The 25,600-nt window shown below is 75.2% G+C and carries 28 protein-coding genes; 14 read left to right on the forward strand and 14 right to left on the reverse strand.

The features are described from left to right. Positions 1-80 precede the first annotated feature (80 nt). A complete protein-coding gene (locus tag E1O70_RS06130; protein ID WP_061268396.1) occupies positions 81-1,637 on the reverse strand; it encodes a class I adenylate-forming enzyme family protein in 1,557 nt (518 codons plus the stop codon). Positions 1,638-1,776: 139 nt separating this feature from the next. Here E1O70_RS06130 and E1O70_RS06135 point away from each other — a divergent pair, with 139 nt between their 5' ends. The 4 genes from E1O70_RS06135 to E1O70_RS06150 all read left to right on the forward strand — a co-directional run bounded on the left by E1O70_RS06135 (position 1,777) and on the right by E1O70_RS06150 (position 5,574). Next, the gene (locus E1O70_RS06135; protein ID WP_061268395.1) at positions 1,777-2,457 is read left to right on the forward strand and encodes a TetR/AcrR family transcriptional regulator; all 681 of its coding nucleotides are present in this window, start codon (positions 1,777-1,779) and stop codon (positions 2,455-2,457) included. A gap of 112 nt (positions 2,458-2,569) precedes the next feature. After that, positions 2,570-4,345, forward strand: a complete 1,776-nt coding sequence (locus E1O70_RS06140) for an acyl-CoA dehydrogenase family protein (RefSeq protein WP_082774624.1) — start codon at positions 2,570-2,572, stop codon at positions 4,343-4,345. 127 nt (positions 4,346-4,472) lie between these two features. Continuing rightward, positions 4,473-4,946, forward strand: a complete 474-nt coding sequence (locus E1O70_RS06145) for a GNAT family N-acetyltransferase (protein WP_061268423.1) — start codon at positions 4,473-4,475, stop codon at positions 4,944-4,946. A 52-nt stretch (positions 4,947-4,998) separates the two neighbouring features. After that, a complete protein-coding gene (locus tag E1O70_RS06150) occupies positions 4,999-5,574 on the forward strand; it encodes a DUF4240 domain-containing protein (protein ID WP_061268394.1) in 576 nt (191 codons plus the stop codon). Between the two features lie 39 nt (positions 5,575-5,613). Here E1O70_RS06150 and E1O70_RS06155 read toward each other — a convergent pair whose 3' ends face one another. The 3 genes from E1O70_RS06155 to E1O70_RS06165 form a co-directional block, all read right to left on the reverse strand. Continuing rightward, positions 5,614-6,999: an FAD-binding oxidoreductase gene (locus tag E1O70_RS06155; protein ID WP_061268393.1), complete on the reverse strand. Its 1,386-nt coding sequence runs from the start codon at positions 6,997-6,999 to the stop codon at positions 5,614-5,616. Between the two features lie 118 nt (positions 7,000-7,117). Beyond that, positions 7,118-7,915 (reverse strand): alpha/beta hydrolase, encoded by a 798-nt coding sequence (locus tag E1O70_RS06160; protein WP_061268392.1) that lies wholly within the window; start codon positions 7,913-7,915, stop codon positions 7,118-7,120. Positions 7,916-7,999: 84 nt separating this feature from the next. Then, on the reverse strand, positions 8,000-9,016 hold the full coding sequence (locus tag E1O70_RS06165; protein ID WP_061268391.1) for a 5'-3' exonuclease: 1,017 nt from the start codon (positions 9,014-9,016) through the stop codon (positions 8,000-8,002). Positions 9,017-9,125: 109 nt separating this feature from the next. Between E1O70_RS06165 and E1O70_RS06170 the strand changes: the two genes are divergently transcribed. Then, positions 9,126-9,419, forward strand: a complete 294-nt coding sequence (locus E1O70_RS06170) for a hypothetical protein (RefSeq protein WP_043656410.1) — start codon at positions 9,126-9,128, stop codon at positions 9,417-9,419. A gap of 195 nt (positions 9,420-9,614) precedes the next feature. On the opposite strand, the gene E1O70_RS06175 is transcribed toward E1O70_RS06170, so the two are convergent. Further along, complete coding sequence (locus E1O70_RS06175; RefSeq protein WP_061268390.1) at positions 9,615-9,980, reverse strand: ArsR/SmtB family transcription factor; 366 nt, start codon at positions 9,978-9,980, stop codon at positions 9,615-9,617. Positions 9,981-10,063: 83 nt separating this feature from the next. Between E1O70_RS06175 and E1O70_RS06180 the strand changes: the two genes are divergently transcribed. After that, positions 10,064-11,482 (forward strand): FAD-dependent oxidoreductase, encoded by a 1,419-nt coding sequence (locus E1O70_RS06180; protein WP_061268389.1) that lies wholly within the window; start codon positions 10,064-10,066, stop codon positions 11,480-11,482. A 50-nt stretch (positions 11,483-11,532) separates the two neighbouring features. On the opposite strand, the gene E1O70_RS06185 is transcribed toward E1O70_RS06180, so the two are convergent. From E1O70_RS06185 to arsB, 3 genes are read right to left on the reverse strand one after another with little or no spacing between them, the layout of a single operon-like run. Then, the gene (locus E1O70_RS06185; RefSeq protein ID WP_061268388.1) at positions 11,533-11,970 is read right to left on the reverse strand and encodes an arsenate reductase ArsC; all 438 of its coding nucleotides are present in this window, start codon (positions 11,968-11,970) and stop codon (positions 11,533-11,535) included. A gap of 17 nt (positions 11,971-11,987) precedes the next feature. Further along, positions 11,988-13,004 (reverse strand): metalloregulator ArsR/SmtB family transcription factor, encoded by a 1,017-nt coding sequence (locus E1O70_RS06190; RefSeq protein ID WP_061268387.1) that lies wholly within the window; start codon positions 13,002-13,004, stop codon positions 11,988-11,990. Further along, positions 13,001-14,107 carry an ACR3 family arsenite efflux transporter gene (gene arsB / locus E1O70_RS06195; RefSeq protein ID WP_061268386.1) on the reverse strand — a complete coding sequence of 369 codons (1,107 nt, stop codon included), beginning with the start codon at positions 14,105-14,107 and terminating at the stop codon, positions 13,001-13,003. The genes E1O70_RS06190 and arsB overlap by 4 nt, the downstream gene beginning before the upstream one ends. A gap of 138 nt (positions 14,108-14,245) precedes the next feature. On the opposite strand from arsB, the gene E1O70_RS06200 reads away from it, so the two are divergent. Together E1O70_RS06200 and E1O70_RS06205 are read left to right on the forward strand one after the other, a co-directional pair. Next, positions 14,246-14,482 carry a GNAT family protein gene (locus tag E1O70_RS06200; protein WP_240696623.1) on the forward strand — a complete coding sequence of 79 codons (237 nt, stop codon included), beginning with the start codon at positions 14,246-14,248 and terminating at the stop codon, positions 14,480-14,482. A gap of 68 nt (positions 14,483-14,550) precedes the next feature. Next, positions 14,551-14,928, forward strand: coding sequence for a VOC family protein (locus tag E1O70_RS06205; protein ID WP_061268384.1), 378 nt, complete (start codon positions 14,551-14,553; stop codon positions 14,926-14,928). A 4-nt stretch (positions 14,929-14,932) separates the two neighbouring features. Here the strand turns inward: E1O70_RS06205 and E1O70_RS06210 are convergent, their stop codons facing one another. The 3 genes from E1O70_RS06210 to E1O70_RS06220 all read right to left on the reverse strand — a co-directional run bounded on the left by E1O70_RS06210 (position 14,933) and on the right by E1O70_RS06220 (position 18,470). Beyond that, positions 14,933-15,601, reverse strand: a complete 669-nt coding sequence (locus E1O70_RS06210; protein WP_061268383.1) for a response regulator transcription factor — start codon at positions 15,599-15,601, stop codon at positions 14,933-14,935. Further along, positions 15,598-17,604, reverse strand: a complete 2,007-nt coding sequence (locus E1O70_RS06215) for a sensor histidine kinase (RefSeq protein ID WP_240696624.1) — start codon at positions 17,602-17,604, stop codon at positions 15,598-15,600. The genes E1O70_RS06210 and E1O70_RS06215 overlap by 4 nt, the downstream gene beginning before the upstream one ends. 170 nt (positions 17,605-17,774) lie before the next feature. Beyond that, positions 17,775-18,470, reverse strand: coding sequence for a hypothetical protein (locus E1O70_RS06220; RefSeq protein WP_061268382.1), 696 nt, complete (start codon positions 18,468-18,470; stop codon positions 17,775-17,777). A 195-nt stretch (positions 18,471-18,665) separates the two neighbouring features. On the opposite strand from E1O70_RS06220, the gene E1O70_RS06225 reads away from it, so the two are divergent. Further along, positions 18,666-19,085 carry a phage holin family protein gene (locus E1O70_RS06225; RefSeq protein ID WP_061268381.1) on the forward strand — a complete coding sequence of 140 codons (420 nt, stop codon included), beginning with the start codon at positions 18,666-18,668 and terminating at the stop codon, positions 19,083-19,085. A 15-nt stretch (positions 19,086-19,100) separates the two neighbouring features. Here the strand turns inward: E1O70_RS06225 and E1O70_RS06230 are convergent, their stop codons facing one another. After that, positions 19,101-20,432, reverse strand: coding sequence for an ion channel protein (locus tag E1O70_RS06230; protein WP_205688618.1), 1,332 nt, complete (start codon positions 20,430-20,432; stop codon positions 19,101-19,103). Positions 20,433-20,611: 179 nt separating this feature from the next. Between E1O70_RS06230 and E1O70_RS06235 the strand changes: the two genes are divergently transcribed. Beyond that, positions 20,612-21,109, forward strand: coding sequence for a DUF1269 domain-containing protein (locus E1O70_RS06235; protein ID WP_061268380.1), 498 nt, complete (start codon positions 20,612-20,614; stop codon positions 21,107-21,109). Positions 21,110-21,237: 128 nt separating this feature from the next. Here the strand turns inward: E1O70_RS06235 and E1O70_RS06240 are convergent, their stop codons facing one another. Beyond that, entirely contained in the window at positions 21,238-22,527 is a 1,290-nt protein-coding gene (locus E1O70_RS06240) for an AI-2E family transporter (RefSeq protein WP_240696625.1), read from the reverse strand. 136 nt (positions 22,528-22,663) lie between these two features. Between E1O70_RS06240 and E1O70_RS06245 the strand changes: the two genes are divergently transcribed. The 4 genes from E1O70_RS06245 (at position 22,664) to E1O70_RS06260 (ending at position 24,453) form a co-directional block, all read left to right on the forward strand. Continuing rightward, entirely contained in the window at positions 22,664-23,071 is a 408-nt protein-coding gene (locus tag E1O70_RS06245; protein WP_061268379.1) for a DUF7144 family membrane protein, read from the forward strand. 53 nt (positions 23,072-23,124) lie between these two features. Further along, positions 23,125-23,556, forward strand: a complete 432-nt coding sequence (locus E1O70_RS06250; RefSeq protein WP_061268378.1) for a DUF6325 family protein — start codon at positions 23,125-23,127, stop codon at positions 23,554-23,556. Positions 23,557-23,617: 61 nt separating this feature from the next. Next, positions 23,618-23,953 carry an SHOCT domain-containing protein gene (locus E1O70_RS06255; RefSeq protein ID WP_061268377.1) on the forward strand — a complete coding sequence of 112 codons (336 nt, stop codon included), beginning with the start codon at positions 23,618-23,620 and terminating at the stop codon, positions 23,951-23,953. A gap of 17 nt (positions 23,954-23,970) precedes the next feature. Next, positions 23,971-24,453: a DUF1269 domain-containing protein gene (locus E1O70_RS06260; RefSeq protein ID WP_021479816.1), complete on the forward strand. Its 483-nt coding sequence runs from the start codon at positions 23,971-23,973 to the stop codon at positions 24,451-24,453. Positions 24,454-24,464: 11 nt separating this feature from the next. Here E1O70_RS06260 and E1O70_RS06265 read toward each other — a convergent pair whose 3' ends face one another. Beyond that, positions 24,465-25,556: a sigma-70 family RNA polymerase sigma factor gene (locus E1O70_RS06265; RefSeq protein ID WP_082774617.1), complete on the reverse strand. Its 1,092-nt coding sequence runs from the start codon at positions 25,554-25,556 to the stop codon at positions 24,465-24,467. Positions 25,557-25,600 lie beyond the last annotated feature (44 nt).

The raw sequence follows: 25,600 nt of genomic DNA on the forward strand, positions 1-25,600 counted from the left end.
GAGACCGCGCGCCCCTGAGGCCGTCCGCCCCGCTGCCGTCCGTGCCCGCGCCGTGCGCCCGGGGGAGCCGCGTCCCGGCCTCACGCCACCGTCGTCCCCTCCCTCACGCGCGACCGCAGGACGTGCTTGGTGAGCTTGCCGGAGGGGTTGCGGGGGAGCTCCGTCACGAGCGCGACGTCGCGCGGCACCTTGTAGCGCGCGAGCCGGTCGGCGAGGAACGCGCGCAGCGAGTCGAGCGTCGGCTCGGCGCCGGGGGCGGGGACGACGAACGCGACGACCGTCTCGCCCCAGTCGGCGTGCGGCCGCCCGACGACGGCGACGTCCGCGACCTCCGGGGAGCCGCGCAGCGCCTCCTCGACCTCCTGGGAGTAGACGTTCTCGCCGCCCGTGATGATGACGTCCTTGAGCCGGTCGACGATGAACAGGTACCCGTCCTCGTCGACGCGCACGACGTCGCCGGTGCGGTACCAGTCGCCGACGAGCACGGCCTCGGTCGCCTCCGGGTCGTCGAGGTAGCCGACCATCCGGGTGTCCGACCGCAGCCAGATCTCCCCGGTCCCGCCCGGGCCGACGTCGTTCCCGTCGAGGTCCACGACCCGCACGTCGACGCCGGGCATGCCCGCGTGCCCGATCGAGCCCGCCTTGCGCTCCTGGTCGGCCGGGCCGAGCGCGGTGCCGACCGGCCCCATCTCGCTCATGCCGTAGACCTGGTGCAGCTCGCCCGGGTAGGCGGCGCGGATCGCCCGCACGGTGTCGGCGCCGACGGGCGCGCCGCCGGCGAGCCACAGCCGTGCGCTCGACAGGTCGAACGTCGACAGGTCGATGCCCTGCGCGGCGGCGACCTGGAGCGGCGCGACGTACGCGATGGGCGCGCCGAAGAACGCGGTCGTGCGCTCGGCCTCGACCGTCCGCAGCATCTCGATCGGGTGGTACTCGCGCAGCAGCACGGTCGTCCCGCCGAGGAACACCATCGACAGGAACCAGTTGTTGAGCGGCGAGGCGTGCCAGATCGGCATCGCGAGCAGGAAGCGGTCGTCCGCGCGCAGCCCGACGGCCGCCGTCGTGTAGGCCGCGACCGAGCTCAGCCCGCGGTGGGTGTGCTCGCAGCCCTTGGGGGCCGCCGTCGTGCCGGACGTGTAGAGCAGCTGGGCGATCGTGTCCTGGTCCGGCGGCACGCCGTCCCACGGCGCGGCGGCCGCGACGAGCGCGTCGAAGTCGTCGCGCCCCGGCGTCCCCTCCGCGTCCTGCCCGACGGCGTCCGCCTCCGTCCACAGCCAGCGCACCGCGGGCGCGGCGGCGGTCGCGACGGGGGCCAGGCTCGCGTCCGCGACGCCCAGCACGGCGCCGCTGTGGGCGACGAGCCGCGCGACCTCGGGCGCCTGGAGCTTGTGGTTGACGGGGACGAGCACGGCGCCCGCGCGCCACAGGCCGAACGCCGCGACGACGAACCCCGGCGTGTTGTAGGTCATGACCGTGACGCGGTCGCCGGGGCGCACGCCGGCGTCCCGGAAGACGGCCGCGGCGCGGCGCGCGGCCGCGTCGAGCTCGGCGTACGTGAGCCGGCGCTCGCCCAGCACGAGCGCCTCCTTGGTCGGGACCTTGCGTGCCGTGCTCTCGAGCATGCTGCCCAGGTGCATGTCGTCCTCCTCGACGTCGTGCGCGGCGTCGTCCTCGACGCCTCCGGCCCGGCGGCCGGTACCGCGATGAATTGAAGCATGCTTCAATTCTTCGTGGAAGCCGCCCCGAGGCGGTTCACCCGACGACGACGGAGGACCCGTGCCCTACCGCGAGACCCCGGCGACGCGCGCCGCCCGCGAGCGCAAGCGCGACGCCCTGCTCGACGCAGCGCGGACGATCGTCGCCGAGCACGGGTTCGCCGGCGCGAGCGTGCAGGCGCTCGCGGCGCGCGCCGGGGTGAGCACCGGCGGCGTCTACTCCTACTTCCCGACGAAAGCCGACCTGCTCGTCGCGGTGTTCCGCCAGGCGGCCGACGTCGAGCTCGACGCGGTGCGCGCGGCCGCCGCCTCGCGCCCGGACGACCCGCCCGGCGGCGGCACCGCGGAGCGCCTCGGCCGCGCCGTCGACACGTTCGCGCGGCGCGCGCTGCGCGGCCCGACGCTCGCGTGGGCGCTCCTGCTCGAGCCCGTCGACCCGGCCGTCGACGCCGCGCGCCTCGAGTACCGCCGCGCGTACGCGACGACGTTCGCGGACGTCGTGCGCGACGGCGTCGCGGCGGGCGAGATCCCCGACCAGGACGTCGCGGTCGTCGCGACCGCGCTCGTCGGGGCGGTCGGCGAGTCGCTCACCGGCCCGCTGTCGCCGCTCGCCGCGGTCCGCGACGGCGGGTCCACGGGCCCGGCGCCGACCCCCGGCGAGCGGGACGCCGTCGTCGCCACGATCCAGCGCTTCTGCCTGGGTGCCGTCGGCGCGCGGGCGGTGGCGCCTGCCCCCGCCTGACCATCCCGCCCGGACCACGCACCCGAACCACCCGCCCGACCCGCCCGTCCGGGCCGCACCCGAGCACCGCCGCACCGACCCCGAGCCACCCGCAGAGCCGCAGGAGGACACCGTGACCCCGACCGACACCCGCAGCGACACCCCCACCTGGACCGCCGGCACCACCGGGACCGCAGGCGTCACCGACGCCGCGACCGCCGTCGCGCACCCGGTACCCCGCACGACCCACCGCGTGACCAACCAGCCGCCGGAGCGCGAGGGGGTCAACGAGTACCTCGACCACCCCGTGCTGCGCGAGGCGGTGCACGCGTACGGCGGGGCGTGGGGCGAGGACCGGCTCGTCGAGGTCGGCGCGCTCGTCGGGACGGGGGACTTCCAGCGCGCGGCCGAGCTCGCGAACGTCCACGAGCCCGTGCTGCGCACGCACGACCGCCGGGGCCACCGCATCGACGAGGTGGAGTACCACCCGGCGTACCACGAGGTGATCGGGGCGGCCGTCGCGCACGGCGCGCACACGAGCGCGTGGGCGGAGCCAGGGCCGGGCGCGAACGTGGTGCGGGGCGCAGTGTTCTCGCTGTTCGCGCAGGTCGAGCCGGGCCACGCGTGCCCGGTCTCCATGACGCACGCGGCCGTGCCCTCGCTGCGGCACGCGCCGTCGCTCGCCGCGGCGTGGGAGCCGCGCCTGCTCTCCCGCGGGTACGACGGCGCCCTCGCGGCCCCGGGCAGCAAGCCCGGCGTGCTCGTCGGGATGGCGATGACGGAGAAGCAGGGCGGCTCGGACGTGCGCGCGAACGCGACGACGGCCGTGCCCGCCGGGGTGGACGGCGCCTACCTGCTGACCGGGCACAAGTGGTTCTGCTCGGCGCCGATGTCCGACGCGTTCCTCGTGCTCGCGCAGGTGCCGGGCGCACCGGGCGAGGGGGCGCCGTCGTGCTTCCTCGTGCCGCGCGTGCTGGACGACGGCACGCGCAACGTGTTCCGCATCCAGCGTCTCAAGGAGAAGCTGGGCAACCGGTCGAACGCGTCGTCGGAGATCGAGCTCGACGGCACCGTCGGGTTCCTCGTCGGGGAGCCGGGCCGCGGCGTGCGGACGATCATCGAGATGGTGTCGCGCACGCGGCTCGACTGCGTGCACGGCTCGGCCGCGGGCATGCGCCAGGCGGTCACCGAGGCGCTGTGGCACGCGCGGCACCGCACCGCGTTCGGCGCGGCGCTCGTGGACCAGCCCGCGATGACCGCGGTGCTCGCCGACCTCGCGCTCGAGTCCGAGGCCGCGACGCTCACGTCGGTGCGCCTCGCCGCCGCGCACGACGGCGAGTCCGAGCACGACCGCGCGTTCCGCCGCCTCGCGACGGCCGTGAGCAAGTACTGGGTGTGCAAGCGCGGGCCGCACCACGCGTACGAGGCGATGGAGTGCCTGGGCGGCAACGGCTACACGGAGGCGTTCCCGCTCGCGCGCCGCTACCGCGAGCAGCCGGTCATGGCGATCTGGGAGGGGTCGGGCAACGTCATCGCGCTCGACGTGCTCCGCGCCATGGGCCGCGAGCCCGCGTCCGTCGCGGCGTTCGAGGCGGAGCTCGCCACGACGGCGGGCGCGCACCCCGTCCTCGACGCGCACGTCGCGCGCACGCGCCGTCTGCTCGCGGAGGTCGCGGGGGCCGACGCCGGGGCGAAGCAGGCGCAGGCCCGTCGCGTCGTGGAGTCGCTCGCCCTCGCGCTCCAGGCGTCGCTCGTGGTGCGGCACGCGCCGTCGGGCACGGCCGACGCGTTCGTCGCCGCGCGGCTCGGCGAGGACCGCGGCCACGGCTACGGCGTCCTGCCGCGGGGCACCGACGCACACGCGATCCTCGCGCGGCACACGCACCTCGGGATCGCCCCGGGCCGGTGAGCGGACCCCGCCCGCGCGACGCCGGCCCGTGCCCGGGTCGCGCCGGGTCGGGTCGTGCGGCGCCGGGTGGCGCCGCGTCCGGTCGGTCGGTCGGGCGGTGTCGGTCGCCGAGGCTACTGTCGCGCGCATGGATGTCAGCCTCCGGGAGCTCGCGGACCGGGACCTGGACCGCGTCTACGCCTGGGAGCGCGACCCCGCCGCCGTCGCGCTGGCGGCCTTCACGCGCCCTGATCCCGCCGACCGCGAGGCGTTCGACCGGCACTACGCGCGGATCCGCAGCGACCCGACGTGCACGGTCCTCGCCGTCGAGCACGACGGCGAGCTCGTCGCCACGATCGGGAGCTTCACGATGGACGGCGAGCGCGAGGTGACCTACTGGGTCGACCCCGCGCGCTGGGGGCAGGGGATCGCGTCGGCCGCGCTCGCGGCGTTCCTCGCCGTCGAGCGCGAGCGTCCGCTCGTGGCGCGCGTCGCGGCGCACAACCCGGGCTCCGCGCGGGTGCTGGCCCGTGCGGGGTTCGTCGAAGTGGGGAGCGAGACCTCGTACGCCGCGGGCGTGGGTGCGGACGTCGTCGAGCAGGTCTACCGCCTCGCCGGGTGAGGAGGAGCGGGTGCCTGGTCGGCTGTGGGTGCCTCGCCGTACCGTCCGCGCCATGGACCGAGAGACCTTCTGGGGCATCGTCGAGACGGCACGCGAGCGGGCGGGCGCGGGTGCCGACGACCGCGGTGCCGAGGAAGACCCGCTGCCCGGCGCCCTCACCGACCTCCTCGTCGAGCGCCTCACCGCGGACGAGATGCTGGCGTTCGTCGACGTGGCAGGGGACGTGGCGAACGACGCCTACGCCTGGCCGGTGTGGGGTGCGGCCTACCTCGTCGAGGGCGGGTGCAGCGACGACGGGTTCATGGACTTCCGCGACGGGCTCGTCCTCGCCGGCCGGGCGGTGCTCGAGCGCACCCTGGCCGACCCGGACTCGCTCGCCGACCACCCCGTCGTCGCCGCGATGGCCGACGGCGGGTCGCCCTGGTTCGGGTTCGAGTCGCTGGACTCGCTCGTGGGGGACGCGTGGTCCCGCGCGACCGGCGAGGACGACGAGGCGTACTACGCGGCGCGCGAGCGGACGTCGTCGGTGCGGGCACGCAGCGAGCCCGCCGGCGAGCCGTGGGACTTCGACGACGACGAGGAGAACGCGCGCCGCCTCCCGCGGCTCACCGCCCTGTTCGCCGTGTGACGGAACGGCCCGCCCCCGGGGGACCGGGGGCGGACCGGGTCACACGCGCCAGGCGAACAGGCCCGTCGGGTCGTACGCCGCGCGCACCGACGCGAGGCGTGCCGCGGTCTCGGGCGACCAGGCCCGGGCGAGCGCGTCGTCCGTCCAGGGCCCGGGCAGGAAGTTGATGTTCGTCTCCGTCGCGGCCCACGGCTGCGACCACTGCGCGAACGAGGCCGCGGCGGCGACCATGTCCGGCAGCCGCGGCGGGTTGACGCCCACGAGGCTCAGCAGGAACCCGGCGGTGCGGCCGCCCGCGGCGGACCCGCCCTCGACGTCGCGCGCCCCGGCGCCGCCGACGTGCCGCAGCTCGGCCGCGACGAACGGCGACCCGCTGCCCGGCCCGAGCTCGGCGAGGAACCGGTCGAGGAACTCCTCGTCCACCTCCCGCAGGCCCGCGCCGTAGACCCACGACGGCCCGGCGTCCTCCGGGTCCGCGTGGATCGTCGCGACGGCCGTCACGGGCAGCTCGCCCACCGTGTCGGCGAGGGCGGGCGCGAGCGCCCGCAGCGGCGCGGCGAGGCGCTCGCCCTCCGCGGGGTCGCCCGGGTAGGCGAAGCGCAGGGCGAGCACCGTGCGGCCGCGCAGGTGCTCCGGGACGAACGGCAGGTCCGGGAGGGCGAGCACCGCGACCGAGGTCGTGACGTCGTCGGGCGCGGTCGCGGTCCACGCCGCCCAGCCGCGCAGGACGTCCTCGACGTGCGGGGCGTCGAACGTGAGCGACCCCGCGTACAGCGTGCGCAGCGGCACGAGCTCGAGGTCGAGCCGCGTCACGACGCCGAGCCCGCCCTTGCCGCCGCGCAGCGCCCAGAACAGGTCCGGCTCCGTGTCCGGGCCCGCCTCGACGACCGACCCGTCGGCGAGCACGACCCGGAACCCGCGCACCCGGTCCGACGTCAGGCCGTGGCTGCGCGTCAGGGGCCCGTACCCACCGCCGAGCGTGTACCCGACGACCCCGACGGACGTCGACGAGCCCGTGACGGGCGCGAGCCCGTGCTCCGCGGCCGCGTCGACGACCGCGTTCCAGCGCGTCCCGGCACCGATGCGCGCGACGCGCGACGCCGGGTCGACCTCGACGCCCGCGAGGCCGCTCGTCCCGAGGACGACTCCGTCCGTGATCGGCGACGACTCGCCGTGGCCCGTCGCGTGCGACCGTACGCGCAGCCCGTGGTGGGCCGCGAACCGCACGGCCTCCACGACGTCGGCCTCCGTCTCCGCGAGCACCGCGACGTCGGGGTCGTGCGCGACGAGCGTGCTGTGCGCGGCGACGGCCTCCGCGGCGGTCGGGCCGCCGTCGGGCAGGTCGCCCCGCGCGAGGACGCGACCCGTGACGCGGTCCCGCAGCGCGGCGACGTCGGTGGGCGAGAGCGTGGTGGAGGCGGTCATGGTGCTGGTCCCCTTCGTCGGTGTGCGCGCTGCACGGCCGGAGGTGCGGTCAGGTCACCTGGACGACGACGCGCGGGCACGGTCTGTGACATGCCCGAGGGGTAGGGAGGGCGCCGCCTCAGGTTCGTGGCGTCCCGGCCAGCGGCAGCCAGTCGAGGACGTGCTGGATGGTGCGGTCCCAGAAGCCCCACTCGTGCGTCCCGGGCGAGAACTCCGACCGCAGCGCCACGCCGGACTCATCGGCCACCCGCTCGAACGCCCGGTTGCCGTCGACGAGGAAGTCCTCCGTCCCGCACGCGAGGAACAGCGCGGGGAGATCGGCCGTGCGACCCTCGGCCGCGGCGCGCCGCAGCAGGGCGAGCAGGTCGTCGTCCGAGCCCGCGATCTCGCGGTCGCCGAACACGCGCTCGATGTCCGGCAGGCGCCGCTCGCGGTACGACTCGTCGGCGAGGTCGAGCACCCCGGACAGGCTCGCCGCCGCCGCGAACCGCTCGGGGTGCCGCAGCGCCCAGCGGAACGCGCCGTACCCGCCCATCGACAGCCCCGCGACGAACGTGTCCTCGCGGCGCGTCGACACGCGGAAGAACTGGTCGACGAGGCTCGGCAGCTCCTCGGACAGGAACGTCCAGTAGCGGTGCCCGTGCACCTCGTCGGCGTAGAAGCTGCGCTCCACGCGCGGCATGACGACGGCCAGCCCGCGGTCGGCGACGTACCGCTCGATCGACGTCCGGCGCGTCCAGATCGTCTCGTCGTCGCTCATGCCGTGGAGCAGGTAGAGCACCGGGGCGCCCTCGGCGCGGGCGCTCGCCGACCCGGCCATGCCGATCTGGGTCGTCGTGGCCTGGGGGAGCACGACGGTCATCGACGTGCTCACCTCGAGCACGTCGGAGTAGAAGCTGCAGCGGACGAGAGCCACGGGTCGCCTCCCGGCGGGGTCGGACGGGCCGCCGGCGGTCCGCGGCGGCGGACCCAGTCTGCCCTCCGGACGGGCGGCGGCCGCTCAGCCGCGCAGCGCGTCCAGGAGGCGCTGCACGGACGACCCCAGACCCCAGCGCTCGCCGAGCTCGGCGAGCGCGTCCGGGTCGGCCGGGGCGGTGGGCAGCGCGTCGTCGACGTCGCCCAGCGGGGCGTCGGGCGCGACGCGCACGACGAGCGGGGCGACCTCCAGGTACGGGGCCGCCTCGGTCAGCCGGCGCCGCTGGGTCGCCGTCAGACCCGGGTCGCCCGCGTCGCGCGCCGCGAGCACGCCCGCGAGGTCGCCGTACCTCCCGAGGAGGGCGACCGCCGTCTTCTCGCCGATGCCCGGGACGCCCGGCAGGCCGTCGCTCGGGTCGCCGCGCAGCACCGCCATGTCCGCGTAGGCCGCCCCCGTCGCGACGCCGTACCGCTCGCGCAGGCGCGCCTGGTCGACGACGTCGAGGTTCTTCACGCCCTTCGTCGGGTAGAGCACGCGCACGCCCGCGGCGTCGTCGACGAGCTGGAACAGGTCGCGGTCGCCCGTGACGACCTCGACCGCCGCCCGGCCCGACGGGTCCGGCGTCGCGCCCGCCGCCGCACGGCGCGCGACCTCGCGCGCGGTGAGGGTGCCGATGACGTCGTCCGCCTCGTAGCCCGCCGCCCCGACGCGCGCGATGCCCAGCGCCGCGAGCACGTCGACGATGACCGGGACCTGCGCGACGAGCTTCTCCGGGACCTCCTCGACGCCCGTCGTGCCCGGGACGACCTCCGCGACGCGGTGCGCCTTGTACGAGGGGATCGCCTCGACCCGGAAGGACGGCCGCCAGTCCACGTCCCAGCACGCGACGAGGCGCGTCGGACGACGGTCCGTGACGAGCGTCGCGACCATGTCGAGCAGGCCGCGCACCGCGTTGACGGGCGTGCCGTCCGGCGCCTTGATCGAGTCCGGCACCCCGAAGAACGCCCGGAAGTACAGGCTCGCGGTGTCGAGCAGCATGAGCTCGCCGCCGGGGGTGGCTTCGCTGCGCGCGGGGGCGCCCTCGTCCGTGCTCTGCGTCATGCGGTCATCCTGCCGCACGGCCCCGACACCGGTCTCCCCGGGGCGTCGCGCGGGCCGGCCTGGCCGTCGGGCGGCGCGAGCGGTTCACTGGTGCCCGGAGGTGAGCGACATGTCCACGACGACACGACGAGCAGCCGGCACGGCCGTCGCCCTCGCGGTGCTCCTGCTCCTGGGGGCGTGCGCGGCCGGGCCGAACGTCGCCGCGAACCCCGGGGGCTACGGGTTCTGGTGGGGCCTGTGGCAGGGCGCGATCCTGCCGGTGACGTTCATCGTGTCCCTCTTCACGGACACGGTGAGCATCTACGAGGTCGACAACAACGGGACCTGGTACGACGTCGGGTTCGTGCTGGGCATCGCGCTCTTCTCCGGCCCTGCGATCGCGCTGCGCGGCCGACGGTCCTGACGAGCCGGTGTCAGCCCTCGGCCGGCTGCGGCCCGAACACACCTCGCGCCGCCAGCGCACGGTCCGCAGGAGACGACGAGCAGGGTGCCTCGCTCGTCGTCGGACGACCGTCGCCGACGGCCGGTCGGTGCGGACGGCGCCACCGACAGGGGCGAGCGTAGGGACAGGAGGAGGGAGCGCGCGGCGAAGCGGCGCTCAGCGCCCCGCGATCTCCGTGAGCGACTCCGCGACGCGGGCGAGGGCGCCCGGGACGAGCGAGTAGTACGCCCAGCGGCCGCGCTGCTCGCGGGTCAGCAGACCGGCGTCGACCAGGATCTTGAGGTGGTGGCTGACGGTCGGCTGGGAGAGGCCGACCGGCCCGGTGAGGTCGCACACGCACGCCTCGTGCCCCTCCTGGGCGGCGACGATCGCGAGGAGCTGGACCCGCGTCGGGTCCGCCAGGGCCTTGAAGGTGCGCGCGAGCTCGCGCGCGGCATCGGGGTCTGCCGCCCCGGTGGCGGCCGGGCCGCAGCAGCCGGGTGCGCCGCGCGGGGGCGCCGGGGGCAGTGTGGCCGTCGTCATGCGGCCATCCTGTCACACATTGACACTCATCGATGGGTGGTCCACGATGCTCGCATCGATAACCTTCAATACGAGGAGTGCTCATGGTCGAGGTGGGGCGGGACGAGCTCCCGGTCGTGGTGATCGGTGCAGGTCCGGTGGGTCTGGCCGCGGCGGCGCACCTGCTGGAGCGCGGGCTGGAGACGATCGTGCTCGAGGCGGGCGACGGGCCGGGTGCGGCCGTGGCGTCGTGGGGGCACGTGCGGTTGTTCTCGCCGTGGCGCTACGACGTCGACGCCGCCGCGCGGCGCCTGCTGGAGGCGACGGGGTGGGTGGAGCCGGATCCGGACGCGCTGCCCACCGGCGGGGAGCTCGTGGGGCGCTACCTGGCTCCGCTGGCCGCGACGCCGCAGATCGCGCCCCGACTGCGTACCGGCACGCGAGTGGTGTCGGTCGCCCGCGACGGTGCGGACAAGACACGCTCCCTCGGCCGGGAGCGGCGCGGGTACCGGGTGCGGACGGTGGACGCCGGCGGCACGGTGACCGACGTGCTGGCCCGCGCGGTGATCGACGCGTCGGGGACGTTCTCGACGTCGAACCCGCTGGGGGTCTCGGGTCTTCCGGCCGTTGGCGAGCAGGAGTCGGCGGCGTTCGTCACCGGACCTCTCCCGGACGTGCTCGGCACCCGGCGCGACCGGTTCGCGGGCAGGGACACCCTCGTCGTCGGGATGGGCCACTCCGCGGCGAACACGCTCCTGAACCTCGTCGAGCTCTCCGAGTCCGAGCCGGGCACCACGATCACGTGGGCGATCCGCGGTGGTTCCGCGCGTCGCCTCTTCGGCGGTGGAGCCGACGACGCGCTCCCCGCGCGAGGCATGCTCGGCACGCGCCTGCGGGCCGCCGTGGAGGCTGGGCGGCTGACGCTGCTCACGCGCGTCTCGATCGAACGCCTCGTCCCCGGTGCCGGAACCGTCCAGGTGCTGGGGACCGTGCGCGACGGGGCGCTGAGCCTCGAGGTGCACCAGATCGTCGACGCGACCGGCTTCCGGCCGGACCTGGACATGCTGCGCGAGGTGCGCCTCGACCTGGACCCGGTCGTGGAGGCACCTGCGGCGCTCGCTCCGCTCATCGACCCGAACCAGCACTCCTGCGGCACCGTGCCGCCGCACGGCGAGCAGGTGCTGTCCCACCCGGACGACGGGTTCTACCTCGCAGGCATGAAGTCCTACGGGCGTGCGCCGACGTTCCTGCTCGCCACGGGCTACGAGCAGGTGCGCTCGATCGCGGCGGCGCTGGCAGGGGACCGGGCTGCGGCCGACGCGGTCGAGCTGGCCCTTCCCGCGACCGGGGTCTGCTCGACCGACCTCGCTCTGGAGGCGGACGGCGCGGGGGCGAGCGGGTCGTGCTGCGGCACCGCGCCGGCGGCGCCGCAGCCGGTCACCCTCGGGGTCGGGGCACCGGCCGGGGTCGGGTTCGCGACCGGCGTCGTGCACGGCCGCTCGGGCGACGCGGACCACGGCTGAGCGCCCGGCCGCGCGTCGGGTCCGGGTGGGACCGGCGCGCGGCCGGCTCCTCAGCCGCGCGGGAGAGCGACCGGGGCGACGCCGAGCTCGTCGAGGAGCGTCAGTACGCGGGTGCGGATCTCGTCGCGGATCGGGCGCACGGACTCGATGCCCTGTCCGGCTGGGTCTTCCAGGGCCCAGTCCTCGTACCGCTTGCCCGGGAAGATCGGGCAGGCGTCCCCGCAGCCCATGGTGATCACGACATCGGACGCCTGCACCGCCTCGGTGGTCAGGACCTTGGGCTGCTCGGCGCGGAGGTCGATGCCCTCCTCGAGCATGGCCTCGACGGCGACGGGGTTGATCTGGTCGGCCGGGGCGGACCCGGCAGAGCGGACCTCCACGGCCCCGCCGGACAGGGCGCGCAGGTACCCGGCGGCCATCTGGGACCGGCCGGCGTTGTGCACGCAGACGAACAGGGCGGACGGCTTCGCGGTGGCGTTCTCGGTCATGGTGATGTCTCCCGGGGTCAGGCTGGGGGCAGGTCGAGGTCGGGCAGGAGGTCGGCGAGCAGGGCGCGCACGCGAGTGTCGAGCTCGTCGCGGATCGCGGCGACCCCGGCCGGGGAGGCCAGGGCCGGGTCGCCCACGAGCCAGTCCTCGTACCGCGTGCCGGGCAAGACCGGGCACACGTCTCCGCAGCCCATCGTGACGACGACGTCCGCAGCGCGGACGGCGTCGTCGGTCAACGGCTTGGGGAACGCGTCGTCGGCGGTGATGTCGAGCGCGGTCAGGCTCTCGCGCACGCCCTCGTGTATGTCGGACGCGGGCGCCGACCCCGCGGACCGGACGACGACCCGGTCGCCGGCGTAGCGGCGCAGCAGGGCGGCGGCGAGCTGGGAGCGTCCGGCGTTGGCGACGCAGACGAACAGCACCTGCGGTCGCGCGTCCGCGGGGCGGGTCAGGTCGCTCAGCCGCTGCCGGGCGAACCGTTCCGTGAGCGGCACCAGGTGGGCCGAGACCTTCGCCGAGCGGGCCAGGTCGGTGTACGACTCGCGGACCACGCGCTGCACGACGTCGAACCGCACGTCGGCGAAGGTCCCGGCCAGGTCCTCGGCCAGGTGGTCGAGGGCGGCGTCGACGGCGTCGAGCCCGGCGAGGACGGTCGCGCCGTGCCTGGCGCCGAGCGCCGCCGGGGCGAAGGAGTCCAGCAGCGTCGTGACCGCGGTCGTGTACCCCGGCGCGACGCGGTACCAGACCCAGGTGCCGCGTCGCTCGGACGTCAGCACCCCGACGTCGCGCAGCACCTTCAGGTGGTGCGAGACGGTCGGCTGCGAGACGTCCGTGAGGGAGGCGAGGTCGCACACGCACGCCTCACCGGCCGTGGAGGTCGCGATGAAGGAGAGCATGCGCAGCCGCAGCGGCTCGGCGAGGGCCTTGAGCGTCGTGGCGACGGCGCCCGCGACCTCGGTCCCGATCGCGTGCGCCTCGACCTGCGGCGTGCAGTCGGCGTCCGTGACGGTCATCCGCAGGGGAGCGGTGGTCATGACCTCACCTCTTCCAGCTCTCGTGCTCGGGTCGGGTCGGCGTAGGGGTCGATGGCGAACCAGCGGCGTGCGAGCCACAAGGAGACGTAGACGAGACCGACTAGGACGGGGACCTCGATGAGCGGACCGACGACCCCGGCCAGGGCCTGGCCGGAGGTCGCATCGAACGTGGCGATGGCGACGGCGATCGCGAGCTCGAAGTTGTTGCCCGCCGCGGTGAACGCGAGCGTCGTGGAGCGCGCGTAGCCGAGCGCGAGCGTCTTGCCGGCGACGATGCCGATGCCCCACATGGCCGCGAAGTACACCAGGAGCGGCAGGGCGATGCGGGCGACGTCGAGCGGGTGGGAGGTGACGGCCTCGCCCTGGAGGGCGAACAGCAGCACGACCGTGAACAGCAGCCCGTACAACGCCCAGGCTCCGATCGCCGGCAGGAACCGGTCCTCGTACCAGGCGCGGCCCCGGGCGCGTTCCCCGACCAGGCGCGAGGCGAACCCGGCGACCAGCGGGACGCCGAGGAACACGAGCACGTTGAGCGCGATCTGCCCCACCGACACGTCCAGGCCCTGGGTGTCCAGGCCCAGCCACGCGGGCAGCACCGTGAGGTAGAAGTAGCCGAGCAACGAGAAGGCGACGACCTGGAACACGGAGTTGATGGCGACGAGCACCGCCGCGGCCTCCCGGTCCCCGCACGCCAGGTCGTTCCAGATCACGACCATGGCGATGCACCGGGCCAGGCCGACGACGATCAGCCCGGTGCGGTACTCGGGCAGGTCCGGCAGGAAGGACCACGCCAGGGCGAACATCAGCGCAGGCCCGACCAGCCAGTTCAGGACCAGCGAGGATGCCAGGAGCCGCGTGTCGCCGGTGACCGCACCCACCCGGTCGTAGCGGACCTTGGCCAGCACCGGGTACATCATCACGAGCAGGCCGAGGGCGATCGGCACGGAGATCCCGCCGACCTCCAGCGCGGCGAGCACGTCGGACAGGGCAGGGACGAACCGGCCCAGGACGAGCCCGGCGACCATCGCGAGCCCGATCCACAGCGGCAGCCACCGGTCGAGCGCCGACAGTCGTGGACCCGGTGCGGTGCTGGGCGTGCTCACGGGAGGTCCGGCCCGTCGGTGGCGACGACCCAGGGCCGCGTGGATCGTATCGACATGCTTCTATATTGACAGGTCTCGATGCAGTCGCCAAGTGCGGGTGCCCCTCCTGTGCGGGAGCGTGTCGGGCACCGGGTCGAGATGCTGTTCGTGGACCCCGCGCTGCACGGGCGCGGGATCGGCCGCGCGCTGCTCGACGCGGTCGGGCGCGGTCACCCGGTCGTCGAGCTCGACGTCAACGGAGCAGAACCCGGGCGCGCGGGCCTTCTACCGGGCGCTCGGGTTCGAGGTGACCGGTCGGTCGGAGACGGACGACCAGGGCCGCCCGTTCCTGCTGCTGCACCTCCGCCGCGAGGCCTGATGCCCCGCGATCGATGAGCCGGTGGCCTGCGGCCGGTCGACCCTGAGGAGAGCGGGCGCCCGCCCGCGCGACCTCAGGAGGAGACATGCTCGACACGGCGTTCAGCGGGTTCTCGGTCGACGACGTCGACGCGGCGCGGCGGTTCTACGCGGACGACCTCGGCCTCACCGTCAGCGGGGACGACATGCTCTGGCTCGAGATCGGCGGCGGTGCGCGCGTGCTCGTCTACCCGAAGGGCGAGGCACACGCCCCGGCGTCGTTCACGGTGCTGAACTTCCCGGTCGCCGACGTGCCGGGCACGGTCGCCGCGCTCCGCGAGCGCGGCGTGGCGTTCGAGCGCTACGCGGGCACGCCCGTCGAGACGGACGACGACTTCGTCTTCCGCGGGGGCGGCCCGCTCATCGCGTGGTTCACCGACCCGGCGGGGAACGTGCTGTCGGTCATCCAGGACGACGACGCCTGACGCGTCAGCCGCCGCCCAGCCCTTCCTCGCGCGCCCGCACGATCGCGGCGGCGCGGTCGCGGACGGCGAGCTTGGCGAGCACGTTCGCGACGTGGTTGCGCACCGTCTTGGGGCTCAGCACGAGCCGCCGGGAGATCGACGCGTTGTCGAGACCGGCCGCGACGAGGTCGAGCACCTCGCGCTCGCGGTCGGTGAGCTGGGGGAACGGCGCGCGCACGGCGGAGCGCCCGCCCACGACGTACGCCATCGCCCGGTCGGCGACGGACGGGGAGAGGATCATCGCGCCGTCGGCCACCGCGCGGACGGCGCGCTCGACCTCCGCGGGGCTCGCGGACTTCACGAGGAACCCGCGCGCCCCCGCGCGCACGGCCGCGACGACGGCGTCCTCGTCCTCGTGCATCGTCACGACGAGCACGCGCGCGGCCGGGTCCGCACGCACGAGGTCGCGCGTCACGTCCACGCCCGACCCGTCGCCGAGGTCGAGGTCCAGGAGCACGACGTCGGCCCGCGCCCCAGTGCTCGCATCCTCGCCGGGGCCGAGGCCGAGCAATGCGCGCGCCTCCGTGGCCGACGCCGCGCTCCCGACGACGCGCACGCCGTCGAACGAGTCGAGCAGGGCGGCCATGCCGAGCCGGAACACCGGGTGGTCGTCGACGACCGCGACCCGGATCACGACGCCGCCCCGCGCGCGAGCGCCCCGGCCGGGACCAGCGGGAGCGTGGCGCGCACGCGCGTGCCCGGGCGCTCGCCGTCGGGCCGCACCGCGGCGACCTCGAGCCGGCCGCCGAGCTCGTCGGCCCGCTCGCGCAGCGACCGGGAGCCGACGCCGGCCACCGCGTCCGGCGCGACGCCCCGGCCGTCGTCCTCGCACGTGACGACGAGCGCGCCGTCCCCGAGCCGGACCGTCAGGCGGCACTCCGGCGCCCCGGAGTGCCGGGCGGCGTTGACGACGCTCTCGCTCGCGATCGCGTACGCGGCCGCGGCGACGCGCGGGTCGAGGCCCCCGCACGGGTCGCAGCGCACGTCCACGACGAACCCGCCGAGCGCCTGCCGCCCCGCGAGCTCGCCGAGCGCGACCTCGAGACCGTGCTCGTCGAGAGACGGCGGCAGGAGGCTGCGGGACAGCGCGCGCACGTCCTCGACGCGCTGCGCCACCTCCACCCCCAGGGCGTCCAGCACCGCGGCCGCGGCCTCGGGGTCGGTCCGCAGCGTGTTCCGCGCGCCCTGGAGCCCCAGGCGCAGGCCCACGAGCCACGGCCCGACGCCGTCGTGCAGCTCCCGGCGGATCACGCGCCGCTCGGCGAGGCGCGCGCGGGTCGTGGCGTCGCGCGCCTCCTCGAGCTCGCGCGCGCCCCGCGCGAGTGCGAGACCGGCGCCGAGCACGGGCAGGAGCTGCTCGAGCGCGTCGCGCGTCCGGGCGTCGAGCCGCTCGCCGGCCCGCGCGACGACGTGGACCCTGCCGAGCGCCCGCCCGCCGTGCTCCACGGGGAGCGTGACGGCGTCGCCGGACGGGTGGCCGTCGGGGCCCGCCCAGGGCGCCGGGCCCGCGGGGCTGGCGGACGCCGTCGGGCCGGGTGCGGACCGCTCGATCGTCACGCTCTCCAGGCGCAGCGCCTCGCGCACGCCGACGGCGAGGCTCACGACGAGGTCGTCGGCCGTCGACGCGGACGACAGGTGGCGGCCGACGCTCAGGGCCGCCCGGCCCGGATCGTTGCCCTCCCCGTAGACGAGCGTGCGCACGCGGTGCCGCAGCCACGTGTGCAGGGGCTGCACCGCGAGCGCGACCCCGACCGCCGCGACGACCTGCGCGGCGGGACCGTCGACGACGGTCGTCGCGAGGACGACGACCACGGCGTAGACGACGGCGAGGCCCACGGCCAGCATCGCGGCCACGGTCGCGCGCGAGAGGACGAGGTCGATGCCCCACAAACGGTTGCGCAGCACGCACACGAGGATCGCGGCGGGGAACAGCGCCTGGCACGCGAGGTGCGTGAGGGGGAGCGCGAGGAGCACGTCCGGGTCGGCCCACGTGCCGAGCAGCGGGAGGAACGACAGCGCCATGAGCGCCGTCCCGAGCGCGAGGAGGCCCAGCCCGCGCCGCTCCTCGACCGGCCCGCGGAACCGACGCCACGCCGTCGCGCCCGCGGTGACGAGCCCCATGACGACGACGCCGACGATCGCAGGGCGCGGGTCGTCGGAGGGAGCGAGGAAGAAGAAGGTGATGGACGCGACGCCGCCCGCGACCCCGCACCACGCGCCCGCGCCGAGCCGCCCGCCGCGCACGAACCAGGGCACGAGGACGAAGAGCCCGACCGTGCCCGGCACCCACGCCCACCCGTAGGCGTCGGCGAGCGGCGTGAGCGGGGGCAGGCCGGGGTGGGTCGACGCGTAGCTGCGCCACCCGCCGCCCAGGGCCGCGATCCCGCCGCCGATCGCGGCGAGGGCCACGAGCCAACCCACGACGTGCGGCCGCCGCACCAGGATCACCGCCGCAACCGTGCCGTAGACGAGCGCGACCGTCGCGTCCACGACGACGAACAGCAGGTCGCCCAGCAGGAGCGGCACGCCGGACGTGAGCTGGAGCGCGAGCGCGGACACGCCGAGCACCCAGGCGAGGACGCCGATCGTCCAGCCCGTGCGGGGCATCCCGGCGCGGCCGGGCCCGGGCTCGGCCACGGGCCCACGGTAGGGCCGCGGCACGCGCGGCGAGAAGGGCCCGGGCGGGAGATCACCCGGCCGTGGACGACGGCGAGATCGGCGGTCCCGTGTGGGGTCGGCGGTCCAGACCGCCGATCCCGACCGGACCCGCCGATCTCGTCGCGCGTCGCCGATCTCGCGCGTCGCGCTCAGCGCCGGTCCCCGAGGGCGAAGCCGAGCGCGGTGACGAGCAGCCAGATCGGTCCGACGAACCCCGCCATGTACTGCAGCGGCGACACGCCCGTGAGGAGCGCGAGCCCGCCGAGCACGAACCCGACGACGCCGAGCCAGCGCGGCGCGGCCGCGTGCCGCAGCGCCGCGACGCCGAGCGCGACGCCCGCGACGCCCGCTCCGACCCACAGCCACGGGATCGTCGCGACCCAGTCGCTGTAGAACGCGCCCGACTCCGGGACGATGAGCGCCGTGTCGCCGAGGCCGAACAGGAACTGCGTGTCGAGGCCCGAGCCCAGCAGCCCGGCGACGGAGACGAGCACGAGCCCCCAGCCCGCGACCGTCGGGAGGATCGACCCGGCGGGCGCCTGCCCGTCGAGCCGTCGCTTGAGCCCGGCGGCGAAGACGAGCACGAGCAGCGCGCACGCGATCGTCGCGGTGTGGAACACGATCTGCGTGCCCGTGCGGCCGGAGAGGTCGGCGACGATCGCCTCCGCGTCGCCCGCGGTCTCCTCCCAGTTGATGCCGAGCGCCATCGAGGACTGGATCGAGACCAGGCCGAGGACACCGGCGACGACCCCGGTCCAGGCCCACGCGCGGGGCGTCGTGCCGCGGGCGCGGCGGGGCGTGCCGTCGGCGACCGCCGACGGCGTGGTGAGCGAGCTGTCCTGCATGGGACGACCTTCCGTTCGAGGCCGCCTCCCGCGGCCGGGGCCCGTCACGCGGTGCGACGGCCCCCGCAGCGTCGGCCGGGCGGCGTCCCGGGTCCCAGGGGCAGGTGTCCCGACCTCCCGGGCAGGTCGCACGGGGCGGGCTCCCGCGCCGCACCAGCGGTTGCGGAACCTCCCGCGCGGCGGGACGGTTGCGGCATGATCCGGTTCCTGCTGAGCTTCGCGATCAACGTGGTCCTCGCCGCCGTGGGCCTCCTCGTCGCCGCGAACGTCTTCGACGGCGTCACGGTGCACGCCTCCGGGTTCACGGTCGCCGTCCTCGTGTTCGCGGTGGCCCAGGGGGTGCTCGCGCCCTTCGTGTTCAACGTCGCGCGCAAGTACGCGTCCGCGGTGCTCGGCGGCATCGGCCTCGTGTCGACGTTCCTCGCGCTGTGGATCGCGACGCTCGTGGGCGACGGCCTGGAGATCTCCGGGGCCTCCACGTGGATCGGGGTGACGGTCGTCGTCTGGCTGATCAGCGCGCTCGGCGGCTGGCTCCTCGGGTGGCTCGTCCTCACCCGCTGGTGGGACCGCCGCCAGGAGGACAAGCGGATCCGCGAGGCGACGACCCGCGGCTGACGACGCCGACGGCGCTCACCGCGCCCTGCGGTCGCCGTCCCCGGTCGTCGTCAGGTCGGCCACCGGGGCGAGCACGGGGAACTCCGGGGTGCCCGGGGGGACGTCCACGCGCAGGGGGCGCATCGAGCGGGCGACGAGCCACAGCGGCAGGACGGCCACGCAGAGCACCGGGAGCAGGTGGACGTCGCCGACCGTCACGGCCGCCATGAAGAGGGCGAGCCAGCCGTCGCGCGCCACGACGAGGACGGCGCCGAGGACAGCGGCGGAAACGGCGATCGCGGGCGGCACGGCGGGGACGAGGGACGACGCCGAGAGGCCCAGGGCGACGCCGATGAAGACCGCGGGGAAGATGCGGCCGCCGCGGAACCCGGCGGCCGCCGCGACGACGAGCGCCGCGACCTTGACGACCGCCATGAGCAGGATCGTGGACCAGGCGTACGTGTCGGCCTGCTGCGCGAGCTCCTTCATCTCGTCGAGGCCCTTGAACAGCGTGAGCGGCCCGCCGAGGAGCCCGAGCAGACCGAGGACGAGGCCGCCCGCACCGAGCGCCAGCACCGGGCTGCGGAGGCGGTGGAACAGCGTGTGCACGACGGGCAGGGCGGCCACGGCGAGCGCCGTCACGAGGGCCGCGGCGGCGCCGATCAGCACGCTGCTCGCGACGTCGCCGAGGGCCGGTCCGGGATAGTCGGGCAGGTCGACGGAGAACGTCGGGGCCCCGACCGCCGTCATGGTGACGGCACCCGCGCCGGCCGCGGCCAGGGGCGCGAACAGCCGGTCGAACAGGGGACCGCTCTGCCCGCCGCGCTCCGCGAAGCTCTCCGTGAGGACGAGCGCCGCCGCGACGGGGGTGGCGAACATCGCGCCGATGGTCCCGGCCATCGCGAGCGCCACGGCGCCCGGGACGGGGACGCCGAACCGGGGGCGGCAGAGGAACCACGCGGCGAGGGCGACGTTGAGGGCGATGATCGGGTTCTCGGGACCGAGGCTCACGCCGCCGGCGAGGCCGAGGACGAGGGCGAGCGCGAGGCCGGGCAGGGCGCGCAGGGGGAGCGGCTCGGAGACCAGCTCGGTCGTCGCGGGGTCGACGCCCGCGTGCCCCGGTGCCCACCGGACCGTGGCGCCCACGAGCAGCCCGGTGACGGTCAGCACGAGGACGGTCCACCACGTCCGCGTGCTCGCGACCCCCCACGCCTCCGGCAGCCGGTCCCACACGAGGTGCTGGATCCACGTCGCGAGCTCGGAGAGGGCGAGGAGCGTCAGGGCGCTGACGATCCCGACGACGAGGGCCGGCACCACGGAGCGCAGGAGGCGACCCGACGTCGTCCCGGTAGCCGGCGCGTCGGACACACGGGAAGAGAACCACGGGGGCGACCGCACCGCATCCGGAGCCGCGGCACCTCCACCTCGCCGCTGCGCGGGTCCTCGACGCTCGCCGCGCGCGACCCGGGAGGCGGGGATACGTTCGACGCGTCACGGGGCGCGACGGCGCGTCCCCGCCGAACGAACGATCCGGAACGAGGTCTGACGTGGCAACGCTCACCGTGTGGAAGTTCGACACCCCCGAGGGTGCCCAGCGCGCCGAGGACGCGCTCCTCGCCCTCCAGAAGCAGGAGCTCATCCAGGTCCAGGACGCGGCCACCGTGTCCTGGGAGGAGGGCAAGAAGAAGCCGAAGACCCGCCAGGGGAACAACACGACGGCGATCGGGGCGCTCGGCGGCACGTTCTGGGGCCTGCTGTTCGGGCTCCTGTTCTTCGTCCCGCTCCTGGGCGCGGCGATCGGCGCGGCGTCCGGCGCGATCGCCGGCGCGCTGACGGACGTCGGCATCGACGACGACTTCATCGACTCCGTGCGCAGCAAGGTCACGCCGGGCACGTCCGCGCTGTTCGTCCTCACATCGGGCGCCGTCGTCGACCGCGTGCACGAGGCGCTCCAGGCCGAGGGCATCCACGGCGAGCTCATCCAGACGAACCTCTCCGCCGACGAGGAGGCCAAGCTCCGCGCGGCCTTCGACGAGAACGCCTGAGCGGTCCAGGACCCGCGGCGAGGCCGCACGGGTGAGGTGCCCGACGGCGGTGCGTGACGCCGTCGGGCACCTCGCCCGCCGTCCGGTTCGCCGCTCGGACCGCCATCGGTCCGGTGCGACGCCGGCCGCTAGTCGATGCCCTCGGCGCGCCGCTCGTCGACCGTGCGCTCGGCCTCGAGGTTCGCCTCGCGGTTGCGGCGTCGGCGGCGGGCGGTGCGCCCGTCGTCGTCCTTGGTCTTCCCGTCGCCCTTGCCGTCCCCCTTGCCCCGGCCCGGGCCGTGGCCCTCGGCGTCCGGGTCGTGGAGCATGTGCGACTCGATGAGCTCGTGCCGCTGGAGGTAGGTGTTCCCGACGGCCTGGATCGTCGCGGCGATGGGCAGGGCGAGGAACGCGCCCAGCGCGCCGAACACCGCACCGAACGCGAGCACGACGACGAAGCTCACCGCCGGGTTCATCTCCAGCGCCCGGGCGGAGACCTTGGGCGAGAAGTACAGGTTCTCGAGCTGCTGGTACCCGATGATGAACGCGAGCACGCCCAGGGCCTGCGGCAGCCCCTGCGACGTGAGCGCGACGGCGACGGGCAGCGCGCCGCCGATGTACGTGCCGATCGTGGGGACGAACTGCGAGACGACGCCCGTGAACACCGCGAGCGGCAGGGCGTACGGCGTCTGGAGGATCAGCAGGAAGACGAACGTGAAGACGCTCGACAGCGCGGCGAGCACGATGCGCGAGTTGATGAAGTCCGACACCTTGACCTGGGTGATCTCCCAGAGGCGCAGCACCTCCTCCTGCCGGTTCGGCGTGAGCCAGCGGCACACGGCCGCCCGGAACCGCGGTCCCGCCGCGAGGAGGTAGTAGGTGACGAGGAGGATCGTCAGGCTCGCGAAGACCCCGCCGACGATCGTGGTCGTCACGACGATCGCGCCGGACGCGACGTCGTCGCCGAAGTCGTTGATGACCTGCTTGAGGAGGTCGTCGGAGTCCGGGATGACGACGTCGAAGCGGTCCGCGACGAAGTCCTGGATGCTCGCGTACAGCGCGGGGATCGACTGGACGAGCTGCACGAGCTGCTGGACGAACAGGTTCCCGAACAGCGCGAGCACGACGAGGATCCCGACGAGCGACCCCAGGAGCGCCACGGCGGCGGCCGCGCCCCGCCGCCAGCCGTGTCGCACGAGCCAGACGACGATCGGCTCGAGCGCGAGCGCGACGAAGAACGCGATGAGGATGTTGACGCCCAGTGCCTTGAGCTGACCGAGGGCGTACCAGGCGAAGATGCCGACGAACACCGCGACGACGGCCATCGCGAGCGCGCGGGGCACCCAGCGCGGCGGGCGCCGCGAGTCGTGCTGGACCGGGCGCGTGCCGGCGTCCGGGACGCCCGACCACGGGTCGTCGGTGGGGGGCGGGGTCGTCATGGCCACGAACCTAGCGGGGCCGCCGGGCAGCGGCCCCGGGACGCGCCGACCCTCCGGATGCCGAACCGGACGGCCGGTGCCACGATCGATCCGCACGCTCGTCCGGTCGGGGCTCCACGGTTCTCAGGAGGATGGCATGGCACGCTCGTCACAGGTGACGGCATGGGTCGGCTGGGTCTGGTTCGCCGGCATCGTGCTCGTCACGATCGGCTTCTTCAACGCCATCAGCGGCCTGGTCGCGGTGTTCTCCCCGAACAGCCTCGTCGGCGTCTCCGACGCGGGCATCGTCGTGCTCGACGTGTCGACCTGGGGGTGGATCCACCTCGTCATCGGGGTGCTGCTGGTCCTCACCGGCTTCGCCCTGCTCTCGGGCAAGGGATGGGCCCGCATGGTCGCCATCGTCCTGGTGGTGATCAACGCGATCGCCCAGTTCACGACGTTGCAGGTGACGCCCTGGTGGTCGCTGATCACCATCGTGCTCGACGTCTTCGTCCTGTGGGCGCTCGTCGTGCACGGCGACGAGGCCGAGCGCGCCGCACGCTGACCGCCGGCCCGGCACCGTCCTCGCCCCACGACCTGCTGACAGGAGCACCGTCCATGGCCACGTCCACCTTCGGCCCGGTCGAGATCGTCGCGGTCGCGTTCCCCACCGAGCGCATCCCCGACGGCATCCGTGCGGCCGTCCTCGAGGTGCTCGCGCAGGGCACCGTCACGCTCCTCGACCTCGCCGTGGTCCGGCGCTCGCGCGACGGCGACGTCGAGGTGCTCGAGGTGACCGACCTCGGCGACGAGCTCGCGATCACCGACGTCGAGCTCACCGCGGCCGGTCTCGCCGCCGAGGAGGACCTCGACCACGTCGCGGCCGGTCTCGCGCCGGGCACGTCCGCGGTCGTGCTCGTCGTCGAGCACACGTGGGCGCGCGCCCTGGTGGCCGCGACCCGCAGCGCCGACGGCGTCGTGCTCCTCAGCGAGCGCGTCCCCGCCGAGGTGGTCAACGAGGTCGCCGACCTCGCGCTCGCCGACGGCTGACCCGCTCGGCCCGGGCGTCCCGGCCCGGGCGCAGACCCGTCCGACAGACAGGAGTGACCACATGCTCGTCCGACGATTCGGGCGCCCCGGGCTCATCGGGACCGCCGCCCGCACCGCCGTCATCGCGGGCACGGCCTCCGCGACCGCGGGAGCCGTGCGGCGCCACCAGGCGAACCGCGCCCAGGAGTCGTGGGAGGCCCAGCGGGCCGCGGCCGCGCAGGACCAGGCGAGGGTCGAGGCGGCCGCGCAGCAGGCCGCGGCGCAGTACGCGCAGCCCGCTCCCGCGTCGGTGCAGGACGACCTCCTCGACCAGCTCGAGCGGCTCGGTCAGCTCCACTCCTCGGGCGTCCTGAACGACGCCGAGTTCGCCGCCGCCAAGGCCAAGCTGCTCGGCTGAGAGAAACGGAGAGAACGATGGCCACCTTCACCGTCTGGAAGTTCGACTCCCCCGAGGGCGCCGACGCGGCGTCCCGGATCCTCCACGACTCGGCGTCCGAGCACGCCGTCAAGATCGTCGACACCGCCGTCGTGTCGTGGCCCGAGGGCGCGGCCAAGCCGACGACGCGCCACGGCCACCAGGACGAGTGGCGCGGCACGGGCTGGGGCGCCTTCTGGGGCCTGCTGCTCGGGTCGCTGTTCTTCGCGCCCGTGCTGGGCGCCGCGGCCGGGGCGGCGATCGGCGCGTCGACGAAGGCGATGGAGGCCGTCGGGATCGACAAGGACCAGCTCGACCGCATCCGCGAGGGCGTGACGCCCGGGACGTCGGCGCTGTTCGTCGTCACCGAGGACGGCGACCTCGACCGCGTCGGCGAGCGGTTCCACGGGGTCCACGGCACGCTCGTCGCGACGAACCTCACCGACGCCGAGCGGAGCACGCTCCTCGAGACGTTCGGCTGACCCGCGACGCGTCAGTCGTCGAGGCGCTCCGGGAGCCCGAACAGCGGAAACCACGAGGCCGTGTCGAGGAACGCGTTGATGGCCGTGACGCGGCCGCCCTCCGTCTCGACGACCTGGAGCGCCCACGGCTCGTGACCGCCGCCGGCCGCGCGGCGGTACTGGCCGAACCCGAACGTGCCGTTCACCACGACCGGGACCATGCGCGAGCCCTCGCACTCGTGACCCGGACCCGTCATCCACGTGACGATGTCCGCCGGGCCGCGCATCCACAGCGGGTACGGCGGCATCGACAGCGTCGCGTCCTCGTGGAGGATCGCGACGAGCGCGTCCATGTCGTAGCGCTCGAACGCGTCGAGGTAGCGCTCGAGCAGGAGCTTCTCCTCGTCGCCGAGACCCGTGTTCGCCGCGACCGGCGCGGCGGACCCCGACTCGTCGCCCAGCCCCGAGCTGTCCCAGTGCGCGCGCGCCGCCAGGGTGGCGCGGGCGCGCTGGAGCGCGCTGTTCACCGACGCGACCGTCGTGTCGAGGAGCTCCGCGACCTCGCTCGCCTGCCAGCGCAGCACCTCGCGCAGCAGCAGCACCGCGCGCTGCCGCGGCGGCAGGAACTGGAGGGCCGCGACGAACGCGAGGCGGATGGTCTCGCGCCCCACCGCGACCTGAGCCGGGTCGCCGTCGTGCGGCAGCACCCGGTCGTCGGGGACGGGCTCGACCCACGTCTCCTCGGGCAGCACCTGGCCCAGGTTCTCCAGCTCCGGGGCCTGCGGTCCGCCCAGGCCCATCGGGCGCTCGCGCCGCTTGCGCGCGCCGAGCGCGTCGAAGCACACGTTCGTCGCGATGCGGTACAGCCACGAGCGCAGGGCCGAGCGGCCCTCGAAGCGGTCGTAGGACCGCCACGCGCGCAGGAACGTCTCCTGCACCGCGTCGTCGGCCTCGAACGACGACCCGAGCATGCGGTAGCAGTAGCCGGTGAGCTCGCGCCGGTGGCCGTCGAGGACGGCGTCGAGGTGCTCGCGGTCGGGCAGCGGGGCAGGGGCGTCAACGGGGGCGGCGGCGGTCGCGGTGGCGTCGCCGCGCAGGGTCGCGGGGGTGGCGAGGTCGGTCATGGTGCTGCCTCTCAGGACTCGGTCGTCTCGACGTGCACGAGGGG

The sequence above is a fragment of the Cellulosimicrobium funkei genome (assembly GCF_004519295.1).
Lineage (GTDB): Bacteria > Actinomycetota > Actinomycetes > Actinomycetales > Cellulomonadaceae > Cellulosimicrobium > Cellulosimicrobium funkei.